This is a genomic window from Caballeronia sp. LP006 (assembly GCF_031450995.1).
GTDB lineage: Bacteria > Pseudomonadota > Gammaproteobacteria > Burkholderiales > Burkholderiaceae > Caballeronia.
On the sequence record NZ_JARTVW010000004.1, the window covers coordinates 849,832 to 871,821 of the forward strand.

At 64.0% G+C, this 21,990-nt stretch carries 15 protein-coding genes; 7 read left to right on the forward strand and 8 right to left on the reverse strand.

The annotated features are described in order from the left end of the window. Window positions 1-59: 59 nt before the first annotated feature. Window positions 60-935, forward strand: coding sequence for a DMT family transporter (locus P9250_RS14020; RefSeq protein ID WP_310393588.1), 876 nt, complete (start codon window positions 60-62; stop codon window positions 933-935). Window positions 936-938: 3 nt separating this feature from the next. Here the strand turns inward: P9250_RS14020 and P9250_RS14025 are convergent, their stop codons facing one another. From P9250_RS14025 to P9250_RS14055, 7 genes are all read right to left on the reverse strand, one after another. Beyond that, window positions 939-1,937: a L,D-transpeptidase gene (locus P9250_RS14025; protein ID WP_409014881.1), complete on the reverse strand. Its 999-nt coding sequence runs from the start codon at window positions 1,935-1,937 to the stop codon at window positions 939-941. Window positions 1,938-2,320: 383 nt separating this feature from the next. After that, window positions 2,321-2,893 carry a hypothetical protein gene (locus P9250_RS14030; protein ID WP_244829310.1) on the reverse strand — a complete coding sequence of 191 codons (573 nt, stop codon included), beginning with the start codon at window positions 2,891-2,893 and terminating at the stop codon, window positions 2,321-2,323. A 104-nt stretch (window positions 2,894-2,997) separates the two neighbouring features. Next, window positions 2,998-6,216, reverse strand: a complete 3,219-nt coding sequence (locus P9250_RS14035; protein ID WP_310393592.1) for an ATP-binding protein — start codon at window positions 6,214-6,216, stop codon at window positions 2,998-3,000. Between the two features lie 196 nt (window positions 6,217-6,412). Then, on the reverse strand, window positions 6,413-8,569 hold the full coding sequence (gene katE / locus P9250_RS14040; protein ID WP_310394160.1) for a catalase HPII: 2,157 nt from the start codon (window positions 8,567-8,569) through the stop codon (window positions 6,413-6,415). Window positions 8,570-8,690: 121 nt separating this feature from the next. Beyond that, window positions 8,691-10,382 (reverse strand): S10 family peptidase, encoded by a 1,692-nt coding sequence (locus tag P9250_RS14045; RefSeq protein WP_250510226.1) that lies wholly within the window; start codon window positions 10,380-10,382, stop codon window positions 8,691-8,693. 53 nt (window positions 10,383-10,435) lie between these two features. Next, entirely contained in the window at window positions 10,436-12,019 is a 1,584-nt protein-coding gene (locus tag P9250_RS14050) for a protease pro-enzyme activation domain-containing protein (RefSeq protein WP_250526875.1), read from the reverse strand. Window positions 12,020-12,313: 294 nt separating this feature from the next. Further along, window positions 12,314-12,736 (reverse strand): GFA family protein, encoded by a 423-nt coding sequence (locus tag P9250_RS14055; RefSeq protein ID WP_310393594.1) that lies wholly within the window; start codon window positions 12,734-12,736, stop codon window positions 12,314-12,316. A gap of 188 nt (window positions 12,737-12,924) precedes the next feature. Here P9250_RS14055 and P9250_RS14060 point away from each other — a divergent pair, with 188 nt between their 5' ends. The 3 genes from P9250_RS14060 to P9250_RS14070 all read left to right on the forward strand — a co-directional run bounded on the left by P9250_RS14060 (window position 12,925) and on the right by P9250_RS14070 (window position 15,588). Continuing rightward, complete coding sequence (locus P9250_RS14060; RefSeq protein WP_244829303.1) at window positions 12,925-14,199, forward strand: inositol monophosphatase; 1,275 nt, start codon at window positions 12,925-12,927, stop codon at window positions 14,197-14,199. A gap of 121 nt (window positions 14,200-14,320) precedes the next feature. After that, complete coding sequence (locus P9250_RS14065; protein WP_244829302.1) at window positions 14,321-15,106, forward strand: transporter substrate-binding domain-containing protein; 786 nt, start codon at window positions 14,321-14,323, stop codon at window positions 15,104-15,106. Window positions 15,107-15,315: 209 nt separating this feature from the next. Continuing rightward, complete coding sequence (locus P9250_RS14070; RefSeq protein ID WP_244829301.1) at window positions 15,316-15,588, forward strand: DUF4148 domain-containing protein; 273 nt, start codon at window positions 15,316-15,318, stop codon at window positions 15,586-15,588. On the opposite strand, the gene P9250_RS14075 is transcribed toward P9250_RS14070, so the two are convergent. Then, window positions 15,573-17,597 carry a tetratricopeptide repeat protein gene (locus P9250_RS14075; protein WP_310393597.1) on the reverse strand — a complete coding sequence of 675 codons (2,025 nt, stop codon included), beginning with the start codon at window positions 17,595-17,597 and terminating at the stop codon, window positions 15,573-15,575. The genes P9250_RS14070 and P9250_RS14075 overlap by 16 nt on opposite strands. A 434-nt stretch (window positions 17,598-18,031) precedes the next feature. On the opposite strand from P9250_RS14075, the gene P9250_RS14080 reads away from it, so the two are divergent. From P9250_RS14080 to P9250_RS14090, 3 genes are read left to right on the forward strand one after another with little or no spacing between them, the layout of a single operon-like run. Then, a complete protein-coding gene (locus tag P9250_RS14080) occupies window positions 18,032-18,748 on the forward strand; it encodes a 2Fe-2S iron-sulfur cluster-binding protein (protein WP_310393599.1) in 717 nt (238 codons plus the stop codon). Window positions 18,749-18,758: 10 nt separating this feature from the next. Further along, a complete protein-coding gene (locus tag P9250_RS14085; protein WP_310393601.1) occupies window positions 18,759-19,748 on the forward strand; it encodes a xanthine dehydrogenase family protein subunit M in 990 nt (329 codons plus the stop codon). Further along, the gene (locus tag P9250_RS14090) at window positions 19,745-21,967 is read left to right on the forward strand and encodes a xanthine dehydrogenase family protein molybdopterin-binding subunit (RefSeq protein ID WP_310393604.1); all 2,223 of its coding nucleotides are present in this window, start codon (window positions 19,745-19,747) and stop codon (window positions 21,965-21,967) included. The genes P9250_RS14085 and P9250_RS14090 overlap by 4 nt, the downstream gene beginning before the upstream one ends. Window positions 21,968-21,990 lie beyond the last annotated feature (23 nt).

Below are 21,990 nucleotides of genomic sequence, written 5' to 3' on the forward strand. Positions count from 1 at the left end.
AAGACTCGGTGCATGCACATCCGCATACTTCGGCCTTTCCGCCAAACGCCTGATTGACGATGCTCTCCTTGCTGGCCGCGCCGGTCTTCGTCCTACTCTGGTCGACAGGCTTTATCGTCGCGCGCGCGATTACCCCATACGTCGATCCGAACGTGTACCTGTTCGCGCGCTTCTGCGGCACGGCGTTGCTGTTTGTCGTCGTGGCGCTCGCAAGCCGGGCAAGCTGGCCGAAAGGCGCCGATGTTCTACGGCATCTGCTTGCAGGCGCGCTGCTGCAAGGCGTTTATCTGGGCGCGGGTTATTGGGCCGTCGCACAGGGGCTGACTGCGGGCATCATGGCGCTGCTCGGCGCGTTGCAACCGCTTCTGACCGCTGCGTTTGCCGCGCGCTTCTTCGGCGAACGTCTGTCGCCGCGCGCATGGAACGGCCTCGTGCTGGGGCTCACTGGCGTGGCGCTCGTGCTTGCGCCGAAGGTGATGACGGGTCATGCGTCACCGACACACGGAGCCGCGCCTTCGTGGCTCGTCGTCATGGCGGCGCTGCTCGCCGTCCTGGCGATTACCGCGGGCACGCTGTATCAGAAGAGCTCGCTGGCACGCGCCGATATCCGCAGCGCGAGCGCGCTGCAGAATGCGGGCGCCGCGCTCGTCGCGTTACTGCTGATTTTCGCGCTTGGGGAACATCGCTTCATTGCTTCGGCGACGACTTGGGTTTCGCTTGGATGGGGCATCGTGATGCTCTCGGGTGCCGCGACCACGCTTTTCGTGTGGATGGTCCGCCGTGGCGATGCCTCGCGTGCCACCGCGCTGCTGTTTCTCGCGCCGCCGCTTGCCGCGATCGAAGGCTGTCTGGCGTTTGGCGAAACGCTCGGGCCGGCGCAGATCGCGGGGTTCGGGGTGGCGCTCGTGGGCGTGTTGCTGGCGCGGGCGAGATAACCGTCAATCGGCCGTATCGGCGCCCGCCGGGATATTCGCACGCACCGCCTTCCCCGGACCCGGCGACCATGCCGGACGCGCCTTTCTCGCCGTATCGACGACGACCAGAAAGTGACCCGCCCAGGACGTCGCGTTACGCGTGGACTTGAGTATCCACATCGACTGACCTTCGGCGGCACGGGCTTCGTATTGCGCGTCGAGGATGCCGCGATGATCGAAGAAAGTATTGAGCGTCGACGGTATGCGCACGCAGCCTTTCGAATGGCGCATGCCGAGAAGCGGTTCGAGTTTCTGCGGATCGGTGGCGTGCATCTGGAAGCGCATCGGCGAGATGCCGCCCTTGCCCCAGCCGCGCTCGCCATCGGCCCAGCCGAAGTCGTAGATGCGCATGTCGCGCGCGCCGTATCCTCGAATCTTGAACTCGTTGAGCGTGCCTTCCGCGCGAAAATCCATGTTGCCCGGCACGTGCTGAAACACGCCGAGCGGCGTGACGAAGTGATCGTAAGTGCCCGGCCGTCCTGTCGATACCGGCGATGCGCCGATCAGCGACCAGGCATCGGCCGGCTTCGCGCGGAAGAAAAGCATGAGCGCCTGCACGTTCGCGCTGCGATCGACCAGCACGACGAACTCATTGGCGAGATCGCCATGTCCGCTTTCATCGAGCGCATGCTGCAACACGCGACCGTAGGCCTGCTGATCCGCTTGGGAAACGCTGAGACGCCGGTCCACCTCTTTCGCGAAAGTCTGCCGCATGGCGAAGGCTCCGGCGGGCGGCAGGTCATGGCGTTGCGCGAAGTTGGGCTCGGGCGGTTCGGGCGGCAGCGGGACTTCGGGCGCCTCGGCCTCCGATGCAGCACTCGCGGCCGATGCCGGTTCCACGGTCGATGCAGCCGATGCAGCAGAGGCCGTCGACGCCTCCGAAGCTCCCGAAGCAACTTGCGGCTTCATCGGCACCGGCATGCCGGGCAATGCGCGTTCGGGCGCGCTTGTACTCAATGGCACGCTTGCGCCTGGAATCAACGGCGGCGATGCGGGCGTCGACGTAACGTGCCCCTGGAGCACGTTCGCAGGCGATGTGCTTCGCTGCGAACCCGACGGCGCACTTCCATTCGAAGAAGATGCCGAAGCGGACTCTGACGCAAGGCGCGCCTGCTGCGCACCGACCGCCCCCGCATACGCCACAAGCGCGGCAGCCACTCCAACGACGATTGCTCTCGCGCCAAATGCTGTTTCTCTTTTCCCTGCCAGATGCATTGATTAATCCGCCTTGCCTGACCAGACTCAAGCCTGGCGATCCATATCGATCGCCCAGCCCCGAACATTCAAGAACCGATGCACGCAAAGACGCGCACCGGCTTCGTTCGTTGCATCTGGCGCAGCAAAGTTCATTCCGTCGATGGGCCCGAGAACGCGCCGCACGTCATGCTGGACAAATTCGGATAGCGGTTCGGCCAGTCGCCGGACATGGTCGATTGCGCATCCTTCAGCGTCATGTCGCCGGTGCAGACACAGCGTTTGAGATAGACCGCGAGCCGCTCCTTGCGGCGCTGTCCGGCACGGCCTTCCCAGCGCCGCAGATCGAGATTCGCGGGCGCATTGGGCAAGCCGCCGAGCAATACGGGCATGCGATGATCCAGCGCATATTCGGATGCGAACGAAGCATCGATGCCACGTTGCTTGAGCAGTTTTTCTTTCTGGCGCATCTGCGTCTCGAACGACGGCAGCACGCGATCGACATAACCCGGCACGCAGATCGTCTCGACGATGGTCGACTGCGTGACATGCGGATCGAGCCAATCGGGACGCTGCGCCCGCGAGCTTGCAGGCCACACCATGAGCGCGCCATTGAGCGTGATCAGGAGCGCGCCAAACGCCGCGCGCGCGGGACGAGCGGCAGCGGTCGCATAAGCGTGACGCGCGAAGCGTCGCTTGAAGATGGGTATATCCCTTCGATCCATGCCTCGGAAGTGCAATTCATCATGCGGCCAATGCGACGCCGCTTATTTTTGAGATATTGAACAATCGCATTAGAACACACCAAAGGCGTGCATCGCGCTGTGGCTCAAAAGTCCGCGAGCCGATCCGTGGATGCGTGCGGCAAGGTCTGCGCCGCACTCGCCGCACTCGAAGACGCAAGCGCGGCGTCGAGCGCGCGGCTGAGCGCAAGCGCCTCGGCATGAAAGGAGCCGTAAGCGACCGCGATGCTGGCGTCGTCCTCGCCGTTGCGGTCTTCGTCGATGGCGCGATCGCATACGTGCTGCAAGGCGACGCATGCATCGGTGAAGCGCACGGCGCCGACCAGCGACGCCGCCCCTTTCATGCGATGCGCGATGTCGCGCAAGAGCGCGTGGTCGCAAGCATCGAACGCGGTCTCGGCGTCGATCAGGTCTTGCGCATGCGCGGATTTGAGGGTGCCGGCGAGCGTCGCGGCCTGATCGCCGTAACTCGCGACAAGCGCGCTGTCGAAGACCTCTGCCGCTTTCTCCCGCACCGGCCCGCTTCGCCGCGCTACACCTTCGGTCGCCGCGACGAGCGCATCGCGCAGGCCGTCGAGCGAGATGGGCTTCACGAGACACATCGTCATGCCTGCCGCGACCGCGCGTTGCGCCGCCTCCGGTTGCGCGTTCGCCGTGAGGCCGACGACAGGCAACGGCCGCGCCTTTTGCACGCGCGCGCTTTCGTCCCCGCGGATCGCCTGCGCGAGTTCCTCGCCGCTCATTTCGGGCATCGAGCAATCGGTGAGGATCACATCGAACGCGGATGGATCGCCGCGATAGCGGACGAGCGCGCTGCGGCCATCGACGGCCAGTTGCGGCGCGCCGCCGAGCAGCCTGATCTGCCCTTCGAGCACGATCCGGTTCGCCGGATGATCGTCGACGACGAGTACCCGCAAGCCCGCGAGCGTCGCACCGGTCGGAGCCACCGATGCGTGCTCCGGCGCGCGTCCCGCTTCGGACGCCGATGCCTCCGGCAAGCTCACGCAGACCGTAAAGCGTGTGCCGCGTCCCGGCTCGCTTTCGAGCGTGATCTCGCCGCCCATCATCGTGACGAGCCGCTTGCAGATGGTGAGGCCAAGGCCCGTGCCCGAATAGCGGCGCGCGCCGCCATCGTGTGCCTGCACGAACGGCGTGAAAAGCGCGCCTTGCCGCTCGGGCGCGATGCCCACGCCCGTGTCCGCGACCGCGAATGTCAGCGCCCGCGTGCCGCCCTGTGGCGCGTCTACACGGTAGTCGAGCGTCACCGCCCCGATATCCGTGAACTTGATCGCGTTCGATAGCAGATTGCCGACGACTTGCCGCAAACGCTGCCCGTCGGCAAGCAACCAGACTTCGCCCGAATCCGCGCGGCGCACGATCAACGCGATGCCCTTGGCGCGCGCGGCGGGCTCGTATATCGCGGCCACGCTCGTCATCCACGTTTCGAGTTCGAGCGGCGCGGGCGTGAGGACCAGCCGCTCGGCTTCGATTTTCGCGACGTCGAGCAGATCGTCGATCATGCCGAGCAAATCCGCCGCCGCGCGATGCGCCGTGCCGAGCGCGCGTTCGGTCGCGGCGCGCTCGCCGGGCGCGCGCAGTTCCAGTTCGATGAGGCCGAGTACCGCGTTCATCGGCGTGCGGATTTCGTGGCTCATGGTGGCGAGGAACGTCGACTTGGCGCGGCTCGCCGTTTCGGCTTCCTCCTTCGCCGCGCGCATTGCCTGCTCGGCGGCAATCCGGCGCACGATCTGTGTTCGTAGTGACACCGCCCAGCCGATCAGCGCGAAAACAAGCGCACCGCCAAGCAGCGCGCCTACCTCGACTTGCGGACGGCGGCGCTCCCATAACGTCTCAGGATGATCGCCAAGCCGCCAGCGCCCGCGCAGCGCTTCGAGTTGATAAGCGCGAAGATGGCCAATCGCGTCGTTGATGATGCCGAGCAAGATCGGCTCATTGCGCAAGACGAAAAAGCCTTGCTCGAGCGGTTTGCCGGAAAGCACGCCGCTCACCACGAGCTTGCCGCGGTAAGGATTGGCGACCGCGTAATTCGCGAGCGTCAGATCGACCAGAGCCGCGTCGGCATCGCCGTTCACGACCGCGCTGAACTGCTCGTCGAATGACGGCATCTCGACGATGCGCAGATGCCGCACGAATTCGCGCTTCAACGCTAGGGCCGAAATCCCGGCCGGGAGCGCCACCCGCTTGTTCGCGAGCGCGGTCTCATCGCGCAGGGGCGCCTGACCCGCACGCGTGACGATGCCGACCAGACTCTCGCCGAACGGCACGGACGCCGTGAGCGGCACCGGTTGCCATGCGGGGGAAACGCCGTAGGGCGTGAACATGGACTTGCCGCTCGTCAGGTCGGCGGCAATCTGAGACAAAGAACCACGCATTCGCGCTTCGAAGCGCAAGCCCGTTCCCCGCGAGATCACATCGAGCAGGTCGGCGGCGAGACCCGCAGGTTCGCCGTGCGAATTGCGGAACATGAGCGGCGGAATTTGCGAAAGCATCGAGTAATGCACGACTGGATGCGCCTTGATCCACGCGCGCTGCTCGGGTGTCAAGTCGAGCGGACGATCCAGCGTCACCGCGGTCATCGAAACGTACCAGCGCGCGTTCATCGTCAGCAGGAAATTCGGCGGCAACTGCGCCAGCGCGGCATCGACACGCTCACGCAATGCGCGCGCGGCCGGCCGGTTGGCTGCGAAAGCAAAGCGATAGCCGTCCGCATCGAACGGTGTAAAGCCGCGCGCGCCGATGTTCGGCAAGTCCAGATGACTGATGACATACACGGCGGTCGTCACGTCGCCGACGAAGCCGTCGGCACGGCCGAGCGAGACGGCCAGCGCGGCGGCGAGCACATCCGGATACGCCTCCGGCTGCAAGGACGGATACGCCGCATGCAACCGCGCGGGGTCCATCTGCGTGTCGACATAAGCGAGCCGATGCGTCGGCGTATGTGCCGCGAGCGGCGCGAAATACACCGGCTTCACCGGAAAATACGAATGGCTCAGTTCGAGCGGCGCACCGGCATCGAAGCCCGCCGAACTCGTCGCCATGTCGATCTCGCCGCGTTCGAGCGCGGCCAGCATCGCGGGACGATCCGGATACAGGCGCCATTGCGGCGTCATGCCGAGCGGCTCGGAAATGGCGTTCAGAACATCGACCGAAATGCCGCGCAACGCCGAAGAATCGGATGGCGCGCCGGACACGGCCAGTTCGAGCGGCGGCACCATGCCCGGCACCGCGCCGACGATCAGCGGCGGTGCCGCGAAGGCATCGCCGAGCCACCAACCGAGCAGCACACAAAGCGTCCACAGCAAACGGCGCGAACGCTGTCGCCGTGTTCCGTCAGCTCGACGAATCGCAGAATGAAACAAGCCGCACCCCCGAAATCGAGCGATGCGGCCAGTGTCTCAAAAACGCGCCGGCGCGCCTATCGCCGGCGCGCCCACGCACACGCCCTGCGTTGCACGGCGCGAAACGCGTGCTGCCGGGCGATTACGCGGGCACCGACTCCGCCTTCTGCGCGCGCGACCACACGCGATGCTTGCCCAGCGCTTCGATGAACGTCTTGAGCACGGTCTTCGCGTCGCTGCCGACGACCACGCCTTCATCGCCGCCAGGCAGATGCGATGCGGCAAGCACATCCTCGCCGTCGCCAATCGCGCCGATCGCTTTCAGATGCTTGAACGATTCGAGCACGAAGTGGCGCGCGTCGCCGGATTCGGACAGCGTCTTGGCGCTTGCCTTGCCGTCCGCGATGATCATTCCGTCGAACATGATGGACGGCATGCCGAGGATGGTGGCGTCCGCTTCAATACCTTCGGCAGGGAACCCGAGCGTCGGCGAGATGACGAGCGCTTGCGCGCCGCCCGCCGCGAGTGCTTCCTTGACGGCCTTGATGCTCGCGGCATCCGCGCCCTTCGCGGCGAGAATCGCGACCTTGCGCGTCTTGATCGACGGCACGGCCTTGGCGATGATCGACAGCGCCGGCGATTCCGTCACCGACGACTTGCCGAGTTGCTCCGGGCTCGCGTTTTTCTTGGGCGCGGGCATGCCGAGATTTTCCGCGACGCGCGCGGCCAATACCTCGTCGATGTTTGCGAGCAGAGCAAGTTCGCGTTCGCGGATGAACTTGCGCTCTACCTTGCTCAACTCGAACGAATACGCGCCGACGATGTGATCCTTCTCTGGCTGCGTCTGGCTGTTCCAGAAGAGCGTTGCTTGCGAGAAATGGTCGGCAAACGACGGGCTGCGCACGCGAATCTTCTCGCCGTCCACGCGTTCCGTGTAGGTTTCGAAGCCGCCGCCCGATGCTGCCGGCGCCGTTTCCTTCGGCCAGCCGCCATCGATCGAATTCGGCTCGTAGGAAGCCTGACCCTTGTCGATGGTCTGGCGATGCATCGCGTCGCGTTGACCGTTATGCAGCGGCGCGATCGGGCGGTTGATCGGCAACTCGTGGAAGTTCGGGCCGCCCAGACGGCTGATCTGCGTATCGGTATAGGAGAAAAGACGTCCTTGCAGGAGCGGGTCGTTCGTGAAGTCGATGCCCGGCACGATATGTCCCGGACAGAACGCGACCTGCTCGGTTTCCGCGAAGAAGTTGTCGGGATTGCGGTTGAGCGTCATCTTGCCGATCATCTTGAGCGGCACGAGTTCCTCGGGAATGATCTTGGTCGGATCGAGCAGATCGAAGTCGAACTTGTGCTCGTCCTCTTCCTCGACAATCTGCACGCCCAGTTCCCACTCGGGATAGTTGCCCTTGTCGATGGCTTCCCACAAATCGCGACGATGGTAATCGGCATCCTTACCCGCGATCTTCTGCGCTTCGTCCCACAAGAGCGAAGCCGAACCGATGGTCGGCCGCCAGTGGAACTTGACGAAGCGCCCCTTGCCTTCCGCGTTCACGAAACGGAACGTGTGAATGCCGAAGCCTTCCATGGTGCGCAGACTCTTGGGAATGGCGCGGTCGGACATCGCCCACATCACCATATGCGCCGACTCGGGCACGAGCGAGACGAAATCCCAGAAGGTGTCATGCGCCGACGCGCCTTGCGGAATCTCGTTATGCGGCTCCGGTTTGACGGCGTGCACGAAGTCGGGAAACTTGATCGCGTCCTGGATGAAGAACACGGGCATGTTGTTGCCGACCATATCGAAGTTGCCTTCGTCGGTGTAGAACTTGACCGCGAAGCCGCGCACGTCGCGCACGGTATCGGCGGAACCGCGCGAGCCTTGCACGGTGGAGAAGCGCACGTAGACCGGCGTCTCTTTCGACGGGTCTTGCAGGAAACCGGCCTTGGTCAATTCGGCTTGCGACTCGTACACCTTGAACACGCCATGCGCCGCCGAACCGCGCGCATGAACAATGCGCTCCGGAATACGCTCGTGGTCGAAGTGCGTGATTTTTTCACGCATGATGAAGTCTTCGAGCAGCGACGGACCGCGCGCTCCAACGCGCAGCGTGTTCTGGTTATCGGAGACTTTTACACCCTGGTTCGTGGTCAGGGCTTGATTCGTTGCATCGCTGCGGAAGGCTTCGAGCGATTCGATCTTCTTGTTGGTCGCGGCGTTCGGACTCTGCGAAGGCGGACGCGCGGTGCTATTCGTGGGTTGCTTCTTTGTTGCCATTTGAGGGGACTCCTTGGGGAAGATTGCTTTTAGCCTTTCGGGCCATTCGCAAGCCTTGTTCCCGAAGGAGATAGGGTTTCCGCTTGCAGCGGGACGCCCGGCGGGGCGCGACGGGCGAAGCCGAAGCCTCGCCCGCTTGTGACCATCAGACACCGGTACTCGCTGGCGACAATGCCTTCTCCGCCGTTACCTTCTGCAAGGAGATGATGCGCGTCATGGCCGCATGGTTCGACGTGGCCTCGTTGTACATCTTCGCGAGATCCGCCTTCAGTTGCGTGCGCGATGCTCCGTCGAGATAAACCATATGTCCCGATGGATAAAACGCCGCGGAAAGATTCTGCCTGACGACGCTGTTGATCAACGGCATCTGCTGAAGGTCGATGATGGTCTGATAAAACGGCGTCACGAAGTCATATAGGCCGTTCGCGGACAAGACCTTGAGATCCACGTTGAGCGCCATCACGGCGGCCAGATCGCCCGCTGTATAGAGCACGACGTTGCCTTTCGAATCCAGTCCCTTCTGTTCGCCGGTCGGGTCCGTATGCTTGAAGTCCCAGTTGAGGAAAGCCTGGTCGTTAAGGTCCGTGAATGACGAAGTGGACGTGAATTTCAACTGCTCGTTGAGATAGCTGTTCCACATGGTCGTGTAGACGCCGCTCACCGCTGTCATGGTCGGATCGTTGCCGCCCGAGTTCGGATCGATCTTGCCCGCGATGCCCGTCGAAATAGCCGTCACGCGCCCGTCGTACGAGCCGAGCGATTCGCCCTTCGACTTCAGGAGCGTCGTCAGAAAGAGCGAATTGCCACGGCTGTCGTAAGCCGCGATATCCAGACTCCACGCAAGCAGCGTCACCTTGTCGATGCCCGTGTATTCGGAGAGCTTCTCGACCACTTCATCGTCGGTCTGCGGAAACTTGCGCAACGCGTTGAGATAGTCCGAGCGCGAAAACTCCGCGACTTCCTCGGCAAAGTTCAAGAGGTTGGTCGGCGTGGGATGCACGCCGAGCTTCTTGTGATACCACGCATCCGCCGCGGCGGTAGGCAGCGCGCCGACGGGGTTGCCCGCCTGGCGATAATCGAGAATCGACGATTGCAGGGTGATGCCGTTCAGATCGACGCCATCTTCATGCAGCCGGTACGCCAGGACGCAGCTGCGCGCCGTGCCATACGATTCGCCAAACAAGAACTTGGGCGAGTTCCAGCGGTTGTTCTTCGTCAGATAGCGCTTGATGAACTGCTTGATCGAATCCGCATCCTGATCCACACCCCAGAAGTCGCGGTTCTTGTTCGGCGCGATGGCGGCGGAATAGCCCGTTCCCACGGGATTGATGAAAATCAGATCGCTCTTGTCGATAAGACTGTCCGCGTTGTCCTCCATCTCGTAGGGCGCGGGCGGCGTGAAGCTCGGCATGGCGGTCTTGATGCGGCGCGGCGCGAACGAACCGAGCAGCACGAACACCGAGGACGAGCCCGGCCCGCCGTTATAAAAGAACGTGAGCGGCCGTTGTTCTTCCTTTGCGCCGTCCTTCGTGAAGGCGACATAGAACATCTTCGCATCCGGCTTGCTGCTGCTCGGGTCCACCGTCACGAGGTGGCCGACCGTGGCCGTGTAAGCGATCTTCTCGCCGCCCACGGTCACGCTATGGTGCGTGATCGCGGCGTTTTCGTCGGCTTCGGTCGCCTCGACGGAATCGTCGGGACCGTTGCCGTAGGCGACGGGATCGAAGTACGGCTGATCCTTGCTCTTCGGCGTTTTCTTCGCCGCTGCGTGCGCGTTGCCGTGCGCCGGTTCTTCGGGTTTGTCTGCGCCTGCTGCTGCCAGTGGATCGGAGTTCATCTTGAACGCTCCAGAATCGTCATCGTGGTTGTTGTTCACTGTCACTGCCCGTCTCAACTCGTGCTCTTCGCGGGTTTGAGCGCCGCCGCGATCTTCGCGCCGTCCGGGCTGCCAAGCCCCGTGCAGGCATCCCATCCCGCCGCTGCCGCGAAACTGCCGTTATCGCCTTGCGTAATGTCGTGGAACGCACCCTTCGCCTTGTACAGCTTCGGATTGATGAAGCCCGCGGGGGAACCGTTGATCGCGTTGATGCGAGCGATCAGCGCGGCCCACAAAGGCGCGACCGCGCTCGTGCCGCCGACGACCGTCTGCTCGCCGTCGATCAGCACTTCGTAGCCGCTTTGCGGCGACGCGTCGCCCGATACATCCGGCACGCCGCGCTTGGCGAGCGCCGTCGTCTTGCCGCCGGCATGCGCGACGCTCAGCCCTTTCTGCCACGAAGGCAGCGCGAACACGCCGCTCACACCGCCGCCACCCGATCCGCCCTGATTGCCGTCGTTCCACACGACTTCCTTCGTGATCTTCTGCGCGGATGCCGCGACGCTCGTGCCGCCGCAGCCGAGCACGTAGGGACTGGACGCCGGGAAATCGACGTGATCCGCGCCGTCGCCGACGCCGTCGGTCGAACCGCTGTCGCCCGATGCCACGCATACCGTGACGCCGAGCGCCGCCGCGCTTTGCAGCACGTCGTTGAACGCGCCGATGGATTGCGCCGACCAGTTCGATTCCGGTCCGCCCCAACTGATGGACACCACGGACGGCTGGTTGGTGTCGTCGTGAATGGCGCGATTGACGGCATCGACGAAGCCTGCGTCGCTATTCGGCGCGAAATACACCGCGATGCGCGCGCCCGGCGCGACCGCTCCGGCGATTTCGATGTCGAGCGTCACTTCGCCGTCCGGACCATTCGGATTGCCCGTGGGCGCGTTCTTCGCGTCGTCCACGCCGACGGACACCACTTTCGGCGGTTTCACGCCGAGCTTCGAGAAGTACGCCGTCAGGTCGCTGGTCTTGTAACCGCCGCCGAGCTCGATGATCGCGATGCATTGCCCCGCGCCGTCGCCTTCCGGGAAGTCATAGAGTTGCGCGAGATCGAGCGGCGAAAACGACGATGCCGTAAGGCCGCGCGCCGGTTTGAACGGCGGCCGGAAACGGAAATGCGGACGCGCTTGCGGCTTGCTGTCGAGGCCGAGCACGGCCGTGACGGCGTCGTGCACTTCGTCGGGAACATGAACGGGTCCCGCCTGGCCGCGATACTCGCCCATGTTGTGATGCTGGAAACGTTCGAGCTTCACGTCGAACGCCTTCTGAAACTGCTCGATGGTGCCCTTGAGCACGACACTGCGCGTTTCCGCTTCGGCGCGCACCACCGTGAGGCCGTATTGCTCGGCGAACTTCTTCACCTTGTCGACGTCTTCCTGCGACGCGCCGAAGCGCTTTCCGAAGTCCGCGCGGGTCACGGACTGCGCCGGGGCGTCGCCGGCTTCGATGTGCTTCATCATCTGATCAAACGCTGCTTCGTCCTTGCGGCGCAGCATGACGATGACTTCTATCTGCTCGCCAGGATCGCACGCGCCGACGCACTTTGCGTCTTCGGGGTTGCTCTTGCCGCTGCCGCTTACCGGTTGCTTTGCCATGGTGTCGATGCTCCTCGTTGGCAATTCGTTTTAGGCCCGATCCTGCTGCTTGGCGCATCCGGCGCATGTCGTTTCTTTCGATGCTTTCGCTCTGAAAAACGTGCGCGCCGCATATCGTCTTATTTTCCGCAATCGATTGCAATTGCTCGGACCGTTGATTGAAGGATGCAGTTCCGGCAGGACAAAGCGTGTCTCGATATCGAAGTTAGTTATTTGCCTTCGGGCTGCTTTTTGTCTCGGTCGGCAACGATGATGCCGCGCGCGCCGACCCGCAAGAATGGGTCGCGGCAACGGCTAACCCGTTCGCTCTTGCGCGTACTCCTTGCGCACGCCTTGAGGCAGCCAGGGCTCGCGATGCTCGCACCAGAGTTCGTAGGCCGGCTCGAAAACGCCGGTCAGATCGAACGCGCCGAGCGGCACATCGACTTCGTCGCGCGTCACGTACTCCATGTACGCCACGGAGCCGCATTCGGGACAGAAATGACGCCTGCCTTCGTCGGAACTGCGCCACGTCGATGTGCGGCCGGAAAACTCCACGTTGCCGCGGTGATAGATGACGTAGGAGCCGAACGCCGAGCCGTGCACGCGCCGGCACGTCATGCAATGGCACATGCCGACGCGCAACGGCCGGCCTATCGCGCGGAACCGGAATGCGCCGCACGCGCAGCCGCCTTCGTGCGTGACGGTTTCATCGATTGCTTCAGTTTGCTGATTCATCGAGCGACTCCTTGAATGTTCCGTCTTGCCGCACTGCACCGCCGGCACCGATCCGCCCCCGTGTTTGTTACGATAGCCCTTCGCGACTGCGCCCTGCGACCTGCGGCAATCGACAGCGACCGACAGCAACCCACAGCAACCATCAGGCACGGGCGGCACCCATGAGCACATCGAGCACGACTCCCACCTTGTCACTCCTTAAGCTACTGCCCGGCGTGGCATCCGAATCCGGCCCAGCCGCGTCCGATCTCGTCGCGCATGTGCTCTCGCACGATCGCTTCAACTCGGCAGCCAACGCGCCCGCCCTGCGCGAAACCTTTCGCGACGTGACAGTCGAGGAAGCGATGTCCGACGAGTACGTCTTCCCGCTCGGCCAGACCGGTCAGTCGATCGTGCTGACAGGCTATCGTATCGCGGCGGGTCATATCGCCGAACGCGCCGCCGACGAATGGCTAGAACTGGCGCATCGGGACCGCATCGCGCGCGGCTTGCCGGCCATGCCGCAGGCGCACGAACCGGCCCTCGCGCCCGATCCCGCCGAGGCCGATCAACTCCTCGACCGCGCGGTGGAATGCGCGCAACGCATTCTCGACCCGGTGGCGAGCGAACAGATTCTCTCTCTCTTCGAGACGCACTATCGCGGCAGCCGCGAATTTTTGCGGCTCAACTGGGAAGGCTTGCCAGAAGATCTCGTGCCGGAATCGCGCCGACCGCTCGCCGTGCTCGCCTCGGCGGAACGGCGTGAAAAGCGCGATTACGATCCCTACGGCCTCGAAGGCGCCGCCGATTACGATGTCGACCGGCCGCTCGCGTATCGCGAGAAGATCGGGCCGTTTCTCTTCACGATGACGTATCGCCACGAGTATCCGCAAGTCGACGACGAACGGCTTGGCACCGCCTTTGCCGTGTTCCACGAGGCGGGCAGCGATATCGTCGCGGCCGCGGTCAAGCTTCAACTCGTCAAGGTGCCGCCGCTTCACAGCAGCGCCGATCTCGTCTATACGCTCGACACCTATTCCGGCGAAATGCTGTCGCTCGCGCTCGCGGCCACCGAGGCGCTCGGTCCCGAACGGCTGTGCGAAGTGTTCAATGCGCATCGCGTGATCTATATCAGCCTGTGGGAAGTGCGCAAGCCGTGGCGCGGCGAGGGTCTCGGCGTCGCGCTGTTGCACGAGGCGCTGGAACGCCTGCCCGCCGATGTCGATGGCCGCCCGAACGCGTTATGCGTCGCGCCCGAGCCGTATCAGACCGACATGCGTCACTTCGACAAGCTGCCCGCCGTGCTGCGCGAGGAACTGAAGACGCCGGCGCGCAGGCTCGCGACTCATCTGAGCAACTGGCTGTCGCGCTCGAAGCTGCCTATCGCCACGCATTTCTTCGTGCCAATGGCGCGGCACGCGGGCATCGGTTCGGCGGGAGAGAACGCGCGGCTCATCGACCGGATCATGGAAAGCGAAGCTTGAGGAAGTCGCTCTACAAGCCAGCCATGCGCACGCGACATGGCTGGCATGCGCAGATTTCGATTGTGAGGGGATTTTGGCGTGCCTAGAGTGCGTCGATCCCCTCACCTTTCGATCCCCCACCATGACGCTTCGCCTCTCGCGGTTTCTGCGCGGCCTGCTCGCCGCTTCGTTCGCCCTCGCCGTCTCGTTCGCCCATGCGGACACGCTCGACACCATCCAGAAAAACGGCGTGGTGCGCATCGGCGTATTCATGGACTATCCGCCGTTCGGCTCTATCGGCCCGGACATGAAGCCGCAAGGCTACGACATCGAGATGGGCGAATACCTGGCGCGCGCGCTCAAGGCGAAAGTCGAGTTCGTGCCGATCACCGGCGAAAACCGCATGGCTTATCTCGCCACGCACAAGGCCGACTTGCTGCTCTCGGTCGGTCAGACGCCCGAGCGCGAAAAGGTGATCGATTTCTCGCGGCCTTATGCGCCGTACTATCTGGCGGTGTTCGGACCGAAGTCGCTGGCGGTGAAGACGACCGCCGATCTCGCGGGCAAGTCGGTAGCGGTGGCGCGCGGCACGCTCGAAGACTTGAGCGTGAGCAAGGTGGCGCCGCCCACGGCCGATATCAAGCGTTTCGAAGACCCGAACGGCGCGATCTCCGCGTTTCTGGCCGGACAAGCGCAATTGCTTGTAGTCGGCAACGATGTTGGCGCAACGATCATCGCGCGTAATCCGCCCGTACAGCCCGAGCAGAAGTTTCAGTTGTTCAGTTCGCCGGATCATGTCGGATTGAACAAGGACGAGCCCCGACTTCTGAAGGAAGTCGATGCGGCGATCGTTCAGGCGAAAAAAGACGGCACGCTCAACACGCTTTCGACGAAGTGGCTGAAGGCGCCATATCCGGCGGATCTTTGAGCATTTGCCAACGGCATGGCTTGCATGGGAAGCCGGCGCTGCCGGCTTTTTCTTTTGCGCCCTTGCAACGCAAAGCCCGTTTTTGCAGGCGCTAGCACGAAAGACGGTTAGTTGCCGTCGCGCTTATTCATCCATATTCATCCGTTTGTCGCCGAAGCGCGTATAGATAGGCATTCGCTCACCGCTTCGCACCGCTCAGGAGAACGACGATGAAACCAGCGATCCGCTTGGCCGCCCTTGCAGCATTCGCCATGAGCGCTGCGGCATCGGCGCAGACGATGGACCCGGCCGCCGCACCGCAAGCCATGCCGATGCCTACGCCCATGACGATGGCCGCCAACACGCCGCTTTCGCGCGCCGAAGTCCGCGCGGACCTTGCACGCGCTCGCGCCGATGGCACCATCCCGCGCTACGGCAATCCCGATCCATACGGGCCGGCGCGTTCGGCGCGCGGCGCACCGGGCAGTTATCCGCGTAGCTGAGTGTCGCGTTGCCAGACGGTCAGCGCATCGGCGACGCGCTCGATCACATCGTCCCAATCTCCGGGCGCTTGCTGTCTGAAAAGCCGCGCGGTCGGATACCACGGGGAGTCGTCGCGTCCGGCGAGCCAGCGCCAGCAAGCGTTCGAGCACAGCGGCATCCACAGCGGCTTGCCAAGCGCGCCCGCGAGATGCGCCACGGATGTATCCACGCTGATGACGAGATCCAGCGATTCGATGAGCGCGGCGGTATCGGCGAAATCGGCGACTTCGTTCATCGGGTCGAACAAACGCCAGGCGTCGGGCAGCGCGGCACATTCCGCGCGCGCCGTCGCGCCCTTCTGAAGACTGACGAAGTGCACGCCGGGCAAGGTCAGCAAGCGCTCGCATTGGCGCGCGGCGAGCCAGCGGCGGCTAAAAGCGGCAAAGGCGTCGCGCAGTCCCGGACGCGGCTCGCCTGTCCAGGCAATGCCTGCTTTCAACGTGCCCGCGGGCAACCGGGCGCGCCAGAACTCGACCTTTTCGCGCGGTGCTCGCAGATAAGGAACGGTCGATGGAATAGTCGCGAGCGTCGTCCCCATGAGGAAAGGCAGGCTCATCAGGAAGCAACTGTAGTCGTGGGCCGGTAGCGCGTGCAGATCGGCCGGCGCGATGCATGCGTCCACGCAATCCATCGCGCCGATCAACGCGACCAAGGCCGGCGGGCAGACCACCGTCAGACGATCTAGCCCACGCACCTTGAGTTCAGGAAGGTAACGGCTGAACTGAATGGTGTCGCCGAAACCTTGCTCGGCCATCACGATGAGTGTCTTGCCCGTCAACGCTTCGCCCTGCCAGCGCGGACCCAGCAACGCTGGCGGAAGCGCGCCGCGCTGCGCGAAGCGCTCGTCGCAGCGAGCCTCGAAGAGCGGCCATCCTTGTTCATAACGGCCCGTGCCGAGCAGCAAGGTGGCCAGATTCATCTGCGCATCGACGCACTCCGGATCGATCGACAGCACGTGCCGGAAGGTTGCTTCCGCTTCGGCGAGACGTGTTTCGTCCTCACGATACACGTTGCCCAGATGCAAATGCGCCGCGATGAAATCCGGCCGTATGGCCAAGGCTTTTTCATACGCGGCTTGCGCTTCGTGCAGGCGGTCGAAACGGCCGTGAGCGCTTATGTCGTAGATCGCATCGGCGAGATTGAAATGCGCATCGGCGTCTCGCGGCGCAAGGTGGACGACATGGCGATACGCGACTTCCGCCTCGGCGAGCCGCCCTTGTTCCCCAAGCACGATGGCCAAATTGGTGTACGCCGCCGCGTAGTCCGGCCGCAAGCCGACAGCCCGCCGATACGCATGCTCGGCATCGACAACGAGCCCGGCATCTTTCAAGACGTTGCCCAAGTTCAGATGCGCGTCCGCCCAGTCGGGCCGTGCGGCAAGCACGTGCTCGAACTGCGCGCGCGCCTCGCCGAGCTTACCCAAGGTCCGAAGCACGTTGCCAAGGTTATTTCGTGCTTCGGCAAAGGCAGGCTGTGCATCGATCGCGTGGCGATACTCAGCCTCGGCCTCCGGCAACCGGTTCGTGCGCGCGAGCAACGCGGCAAGATTCGCATGAGCCTCGGCGAAATCGGGTTTGAGCGCGAGCGCGCGACGATAACCCTCCTCGGCTTCATCCGCGCGCCCTTGCCGATCAAGCACGTTCGCGAGGTTGTAATGCGCGACCGGATAGTCCGGAAGAAGTGCGAGCGCGTTCCGATAAAGCGTTTCCGCTTCACGATAACGCTGCAACTCGTTGAACAGATTCGCCAGGTTGTTGCGCATCCCGGCGTCGTCGGGACGCGCATCGATTGCGCGCAGCCAGTAGCGCTCCGCTTCGTCGTGACGTTCGAGTCGATAGGCGCAGACAGCGGCGAGATTGAGCGCGTCGGCGTCGAGGACCAAGGGCGCGAGCGTCTCCAGCGCTTCGGCGTAGCGTCCGTTCGAATAGAACGCAGCCGCTTCGTGATAGCAATTCGTATCGGATGACATGGGTTGGTTAGGTGTTTCAAACATGTCGAGCCACGGCGAATGGCGGCTGACGTCGAGCGAATATTTTGAGGCGCGCTCGATGATCGAAGCGTCACAAAGTGCGCCATATGGCGCTCGCCGGGCGAAACAGCCATGTTCGCGTCATCTTTGCCGACACGTTTTCGCAGCTTATTTACGCAGCCATGCAGTATTTACTTGCATGGTCCGTGTTCAGACGAGCGAGTAGTCGGGCGCACCAGCGTCTGCCGGCGATGGCATTGGACTTGCTGTCACTCTTGGCTTGCGCGAATGGTCGAACGTTCGGTCGTCTTACAGCGATCGAACGAAGGCGGCTCGCGTATCACGCGCCATCCTCAAGACCTCAGGGACGTGGTTCATCGAGACCTGCACGGCGTGGCGCGCCCAACCGAACGAGCGAGGAGCATTCAATCGCCATGTCCCCAGTAAAAACGCCTTCACCCCTTTCACCCGATACACGCGATACCGACGACGCGGCCCAGAAACCGTCGCGTCGGCGCTTCCTGCAATCGGCGGCAGCGAGCGCGGCCGTAGCCGCCGCGCCGCTTGCGTCGACCGCGCGCGCGCAACAGCAAGCTGCAACGCCCGCCGTCGCGCCACCCGCCACCTCCGCGCCGACGATGCCGGTCAAGCTGACTATCAACGGTCATCCGTACGAGCTTCAGGTCGAAGCGCGCACGACCTTGCTCGACGCCCTGCGCGAATACGCCGACCTCACCGGCACGAAAAAAGGCTGCGACCGTGGCCAGTGCGGCGCGTGCACGGTAATCGCGGGCGGGCGACGCATCAACTCGTGTTTGACGCTTGCCGTGATGCACGAAGGCGAGAGCATCACGACCGTCGAAGGCTTGGCTCCCGGCGGCGATGCGCTCAGTCCATTGCAGCGCGCGTTCATCGAAAAGGATGCGTTTCAGTGCGGCTACTGTACGCCCGGGCAGTTATGCTCGGCGACCGCGCTCATCGACGAATACCGTGCAGGCGATGCCAGCGCCGCCACCGCCGACGTGCGCTTCCGACCCGCGCAACTCTCCGACGATGAAATCCGCGAGCGTATGAGCGGCAATATCTGTCGCTGCGGCGCGTATCCGAATATCGTGGCGGCGGTGAAGTTCGTCGCTTCGTCGCAAGGTTAAGGGAGAGCACATGGACGCGATCTCTTATCAGCGCGCCGCCGATATCGGTGCGGCGCTGCAGGCGGCCAGCCAGCCCGGCACGATGTTCATCGGCGGCGGCACGAATCTGCTCGATCTCATGAAAGGCGGCGTGGCGCGGCCCACTCGTCTCGTCGATATCACCCACATCGACGCCCTGAACGGCGTCACGACCTTGTCCGATGGCGGGCTGCGCATCGGCGCGCTGGTGCGGAATAGCGACGCCGCGAATCACGCGTGGGTGCGCGAGCGCTATCCGCTCTTGTCGCAGGCATTGCTTGCGGGCGCATCGGCGCAATTGCGCAACATGGCGACCGTCGGCGGCAACCTGATGCAGCGCACGCGCTGCTATTACTTCTACGACACGGGCTTTCCTCAATGCAACAAGCGCGCGCCCGGCAGCGGTTGCGCCGCGCTCGAAGGCAACAACCGCATTCACGCGATCCTCGGCGCGAGCAGTCAATGTGTCGCGACCAATCCCTCCGATATGAGCGTCGCGCTCGCCGCACTCGACGCCGTCGTGCGCGTGACCGGCCCGCAAGGCGAGCGGACCATTCCGTTCGCGGAGTTCCATCGGCTGCCGGGTGACCGGCCCGATCTCGATACCACGCTCAAGCCCGGCGAACTCATCACGGCGGTCGATCTGCCGCCGCCGCTTTTCGCGGGACATTCGAAGTATCTGAAAGTGCGCGACCGCGCGAGCTATGCGTTCGCGCTCGTCTCCGTTGCCGCCGCCTTGCAGATGGACGGCAACACCGTGAAGGCCGCGCGCATCGCTTTGGGCGGCGTCGCGCACAAACCGTGGCGCGCGAACGCGACGGAAAGCGCGCTCATCGGCAAACCACTCGATCGCGCGTCGCTGCAAAACGCGGCCGCGCTTGCCGTGCGCGATGCCAGGCCGCTGCGCGAGAACGGCTTTAAGGTGGCGCTCGCCCAGCGGGCGATCGTTCGGGCAGTGGAACAAGCGGGAGGCACGGCATGAGCATCATTGGCAAACCATTCGATCGCACCGACGGCGTGCTCAAGGTCACGGGCCAGGCGCGCTATTCGGCCGACAACACCGACGCCAAGCTCGCGCATGCGGTGCTGATCACGAGCACGATCGCCAAGGGCCGCATCGCCTCTATCGATACCAGCGGCGCCGACACCATGCCCGGCGTGCTGCTCGTCCTGACGCACAAGAACGCAATGCGTCTACCCAACGGCGGCGTGCCCGACGCGCAACCGCCCGCCGTGCGCAAGCTCACGCTCCTGCAAACCGACGAAGTGCGCTACAGCAACGAGCCGGTGGCGGTGGTCGTCGCGGACACGCTGGAACATGCGCAAGGCGCGGCGCGCCACGTGATCGTCCGCTACGAGGGCGCCATGCCAAACGCGGAATACGTGCATGCGCGCGGCACGGCGTATCAACCCGAAAAGATGATGGGCCGCCCGATCACCACGAGCCGCGGCGATGTCGATGCCGGTATGCGCCAAGGTCAGACGCGCCTCGACGCCGTCTATACGACGCCCTACGAGCATCACAATCCGATGGAGCCGCACGCGACGCTCGCGCGCTGGGACGGCCCCAATCTCACGCTCTACGATGCGACGCAAGGTGTTTCCGGCGCGCGCGGCGCGGTGTCGAAATTTTTCGGCATTCCGGAAACGAATGTGCGCGTGATCTGCCCGTTTGTCGGCGGCGGCTTCGGGTGCAAGGGCTCGGTGTGGTCGCATGTCGTGCTGGCGGCAATGGCATCGAAACAGACCGGACGTCCCGTGAAGCTCGTGCTCGAACGTCCGCAGATGTTCGGCATGGTCGGCAACCGGCCGTTCACCGAACAACGCATTCAGGTGAGCGCGCACGGCGACGGCACGATGACCGGCATGAAGCACGACGTCATCTCGACCACCTCGACCTTCGAGGACTGGACCGAGAGTTCGGCCATTCTCACGCGCATGTTGTACGCGGTGCCGAATCAATCGACCTCGCACAAGCTCGTGAAGCTCGACATCGGCACGCCGACATTCATGCGTGCGCCCGGCGAGACGAGCGGTTCGTTCGCGCTCGAAACCGCGATGGACGAACTCGCGTATCAGTTGCACATGGACCCGCTCGCGCTGCGCATGAAAAACCACGCGAACATGGAGCCGCAAGAGAAAAAGCCGTGGTCCAGCAAGTCGCTGATGGAGTGCTATCAGCGCGGCGCGGACAAGTTCGGCTGGGCGCGCCGCAACCCGGCGCCGCGTTCGATGCGCGACGGCAACACGCTGATCGGCTGGGGCATGGCGACGGCGACGTATCCGGCGAACCGCAGCGAGGCGTCGGCGATCGCGCGCATTCTGCCCGACGGCACGGCGATGGTCGCTTCCGGCACGCAGGATCTCGGCACCGGCACCTACACCGTGATGACGCAGGTCGCCGCCGACGCGCTCGGTTTTCCGCCCGACTTCGTGCGTTTCGCGCTCGGCGATTCATCCTTGCCGAAGGCGCCGGTATCGGGCGGCTCGCAGTCGGCGGCGAGCGTGTCGCCAGCGGTGCGTGCGGCGGCTGCGCAGGCGCGCGATCAGTTGATCGCGATGGCGCTCGCGGATCGCGGATCGCCCGTCGCCGGCTTGTCGCGCGAGGACGTCACGGTGAGCAATGGCTGGGTCGTGAGCGTTTCGACGCCGGACAAGCGCGATCCCGCGGCGGCGATCATCGCGCGAAACGGCGGCAAGGCTATCGAAGCGACGGCCACGGTGCGCCCCGGCGACGAGAAAAAGCAGTACTCGTTTCACTCGTTCGGCGCGGTATTCGTGGAAGTGCATGTCGATGCGGACCTGGGCATCATCCGCGTGCCGCGTGTCGTCGGGGTCTATGACGTCGGCACCTTGCTCAACGAGAAGACGGCGCACAGTCAGTTGATGGGCGGCATCGTTTGGGGCGTGGGCTCGGCGCTCTTCGAGAAAGGCGAACTCGACGGCCGCTACGGCCGCTATACCAACGCCAATCTCGCGGAGTATCACGTGCCGGTGAACGCGGATATCGGCTTGCTGGATATTTCCTTTGTCGGTCAGCCCGATCCGCATATCAATCCGGACGGCGCGCGCGGCATCGGGGAAATCGGCATTACGGGCGTGGCGGGCGCGCTCGGCAGCGCGGTGTATCACGCGACCGGCGTGCGCGTGCGCGACTTGCCGATCACGCTCGATAAAGTCATGCCGAAGACGATGGTGTAGTGCGGAAGAAAAGGTCCGCGCGG

Excerpts from the sequence above, each read along its gene's own strand:
- P9250_RS14055 (WP_310393594.1), bottom strand. The coding sequence starts at position 12,736 with ATGAATCAGCAAACTGAAGCAATCGATGAAACCGTCACGCACGAAGGC.
- P9250_RS14075 (WP_310393597.1), bottom strand. The coding sequence starts at position 17,597 with ATGTCATCCGATACGAATTGCTATCACGAAGCGGCTGCGTTCTATTCG.
- P9250_RS14080 (WP_310393599.1), top strand. The coding sequence starts at position 18,032 with ATGTCCCCAGTAAAAACGCCTTCACCCCTTTCACCCGATACACGCGAT.
- P9250_RS14030 (WP_244829310.1), bottom strand. The coding sequence starts at position 2,893 with ATGGATCGAAGGGATATACCCATCTTCAAGCGACGCTTCGCGCGTCAC.
- P9250_RS14050 (WP_250526875.1), bottom strand. The coding sequence starts at position 12,019 with ATGGCAAAGCAACCGGTAAGCGGCAGCGGCAAGAGCAACCCCGAAGAC.
- P9250_RS14045 (WP_250510226.1), bottom strand. The coding sequence starts at position 10,382 with ATGAACTCCGATCCACTGGCAGCAGCAGGCGCAGACAAACCCGAAGAA.
- P9250_RS14065 (WP_244829302.1), top strand. The coding sequence starts at position 14,321 with ATGACGCTTCGCCTCTCGCGGTTTCTGCGCGGCCTGCTCGCCGCTTCG.
- P9250_RS14070 (WP_244829301.1), top strand. The coding sequence starts at position 15,316 with ATGAAACCAGCGATCCGCTTGGCCGCCCTTGCAGCATTCGCCATGAGC.
- P9250_RS14085 (WP_310393601.1), top strand. The coding sequence starts at position 18,759 with ATGGACGCGATCTCTTATCAGCGCGCCGCCGATATCGGTGCGGCGCTG.
- P9250_RS14020 (WP_310393588.1), top strand. The coding sequence starts at position 60 with ATGCTCTCCTTGCTGGCCGCGCCGGTCTTCGTCCTACTCTGGTCGACA.
- P9250_RS14090 (WP_310393604.1), top strand. The coding sequence starts at position 19,745 with ATGAGCATCATTGGCAAACCATTCGATCGCACCGACGGCGTGCTCAAG.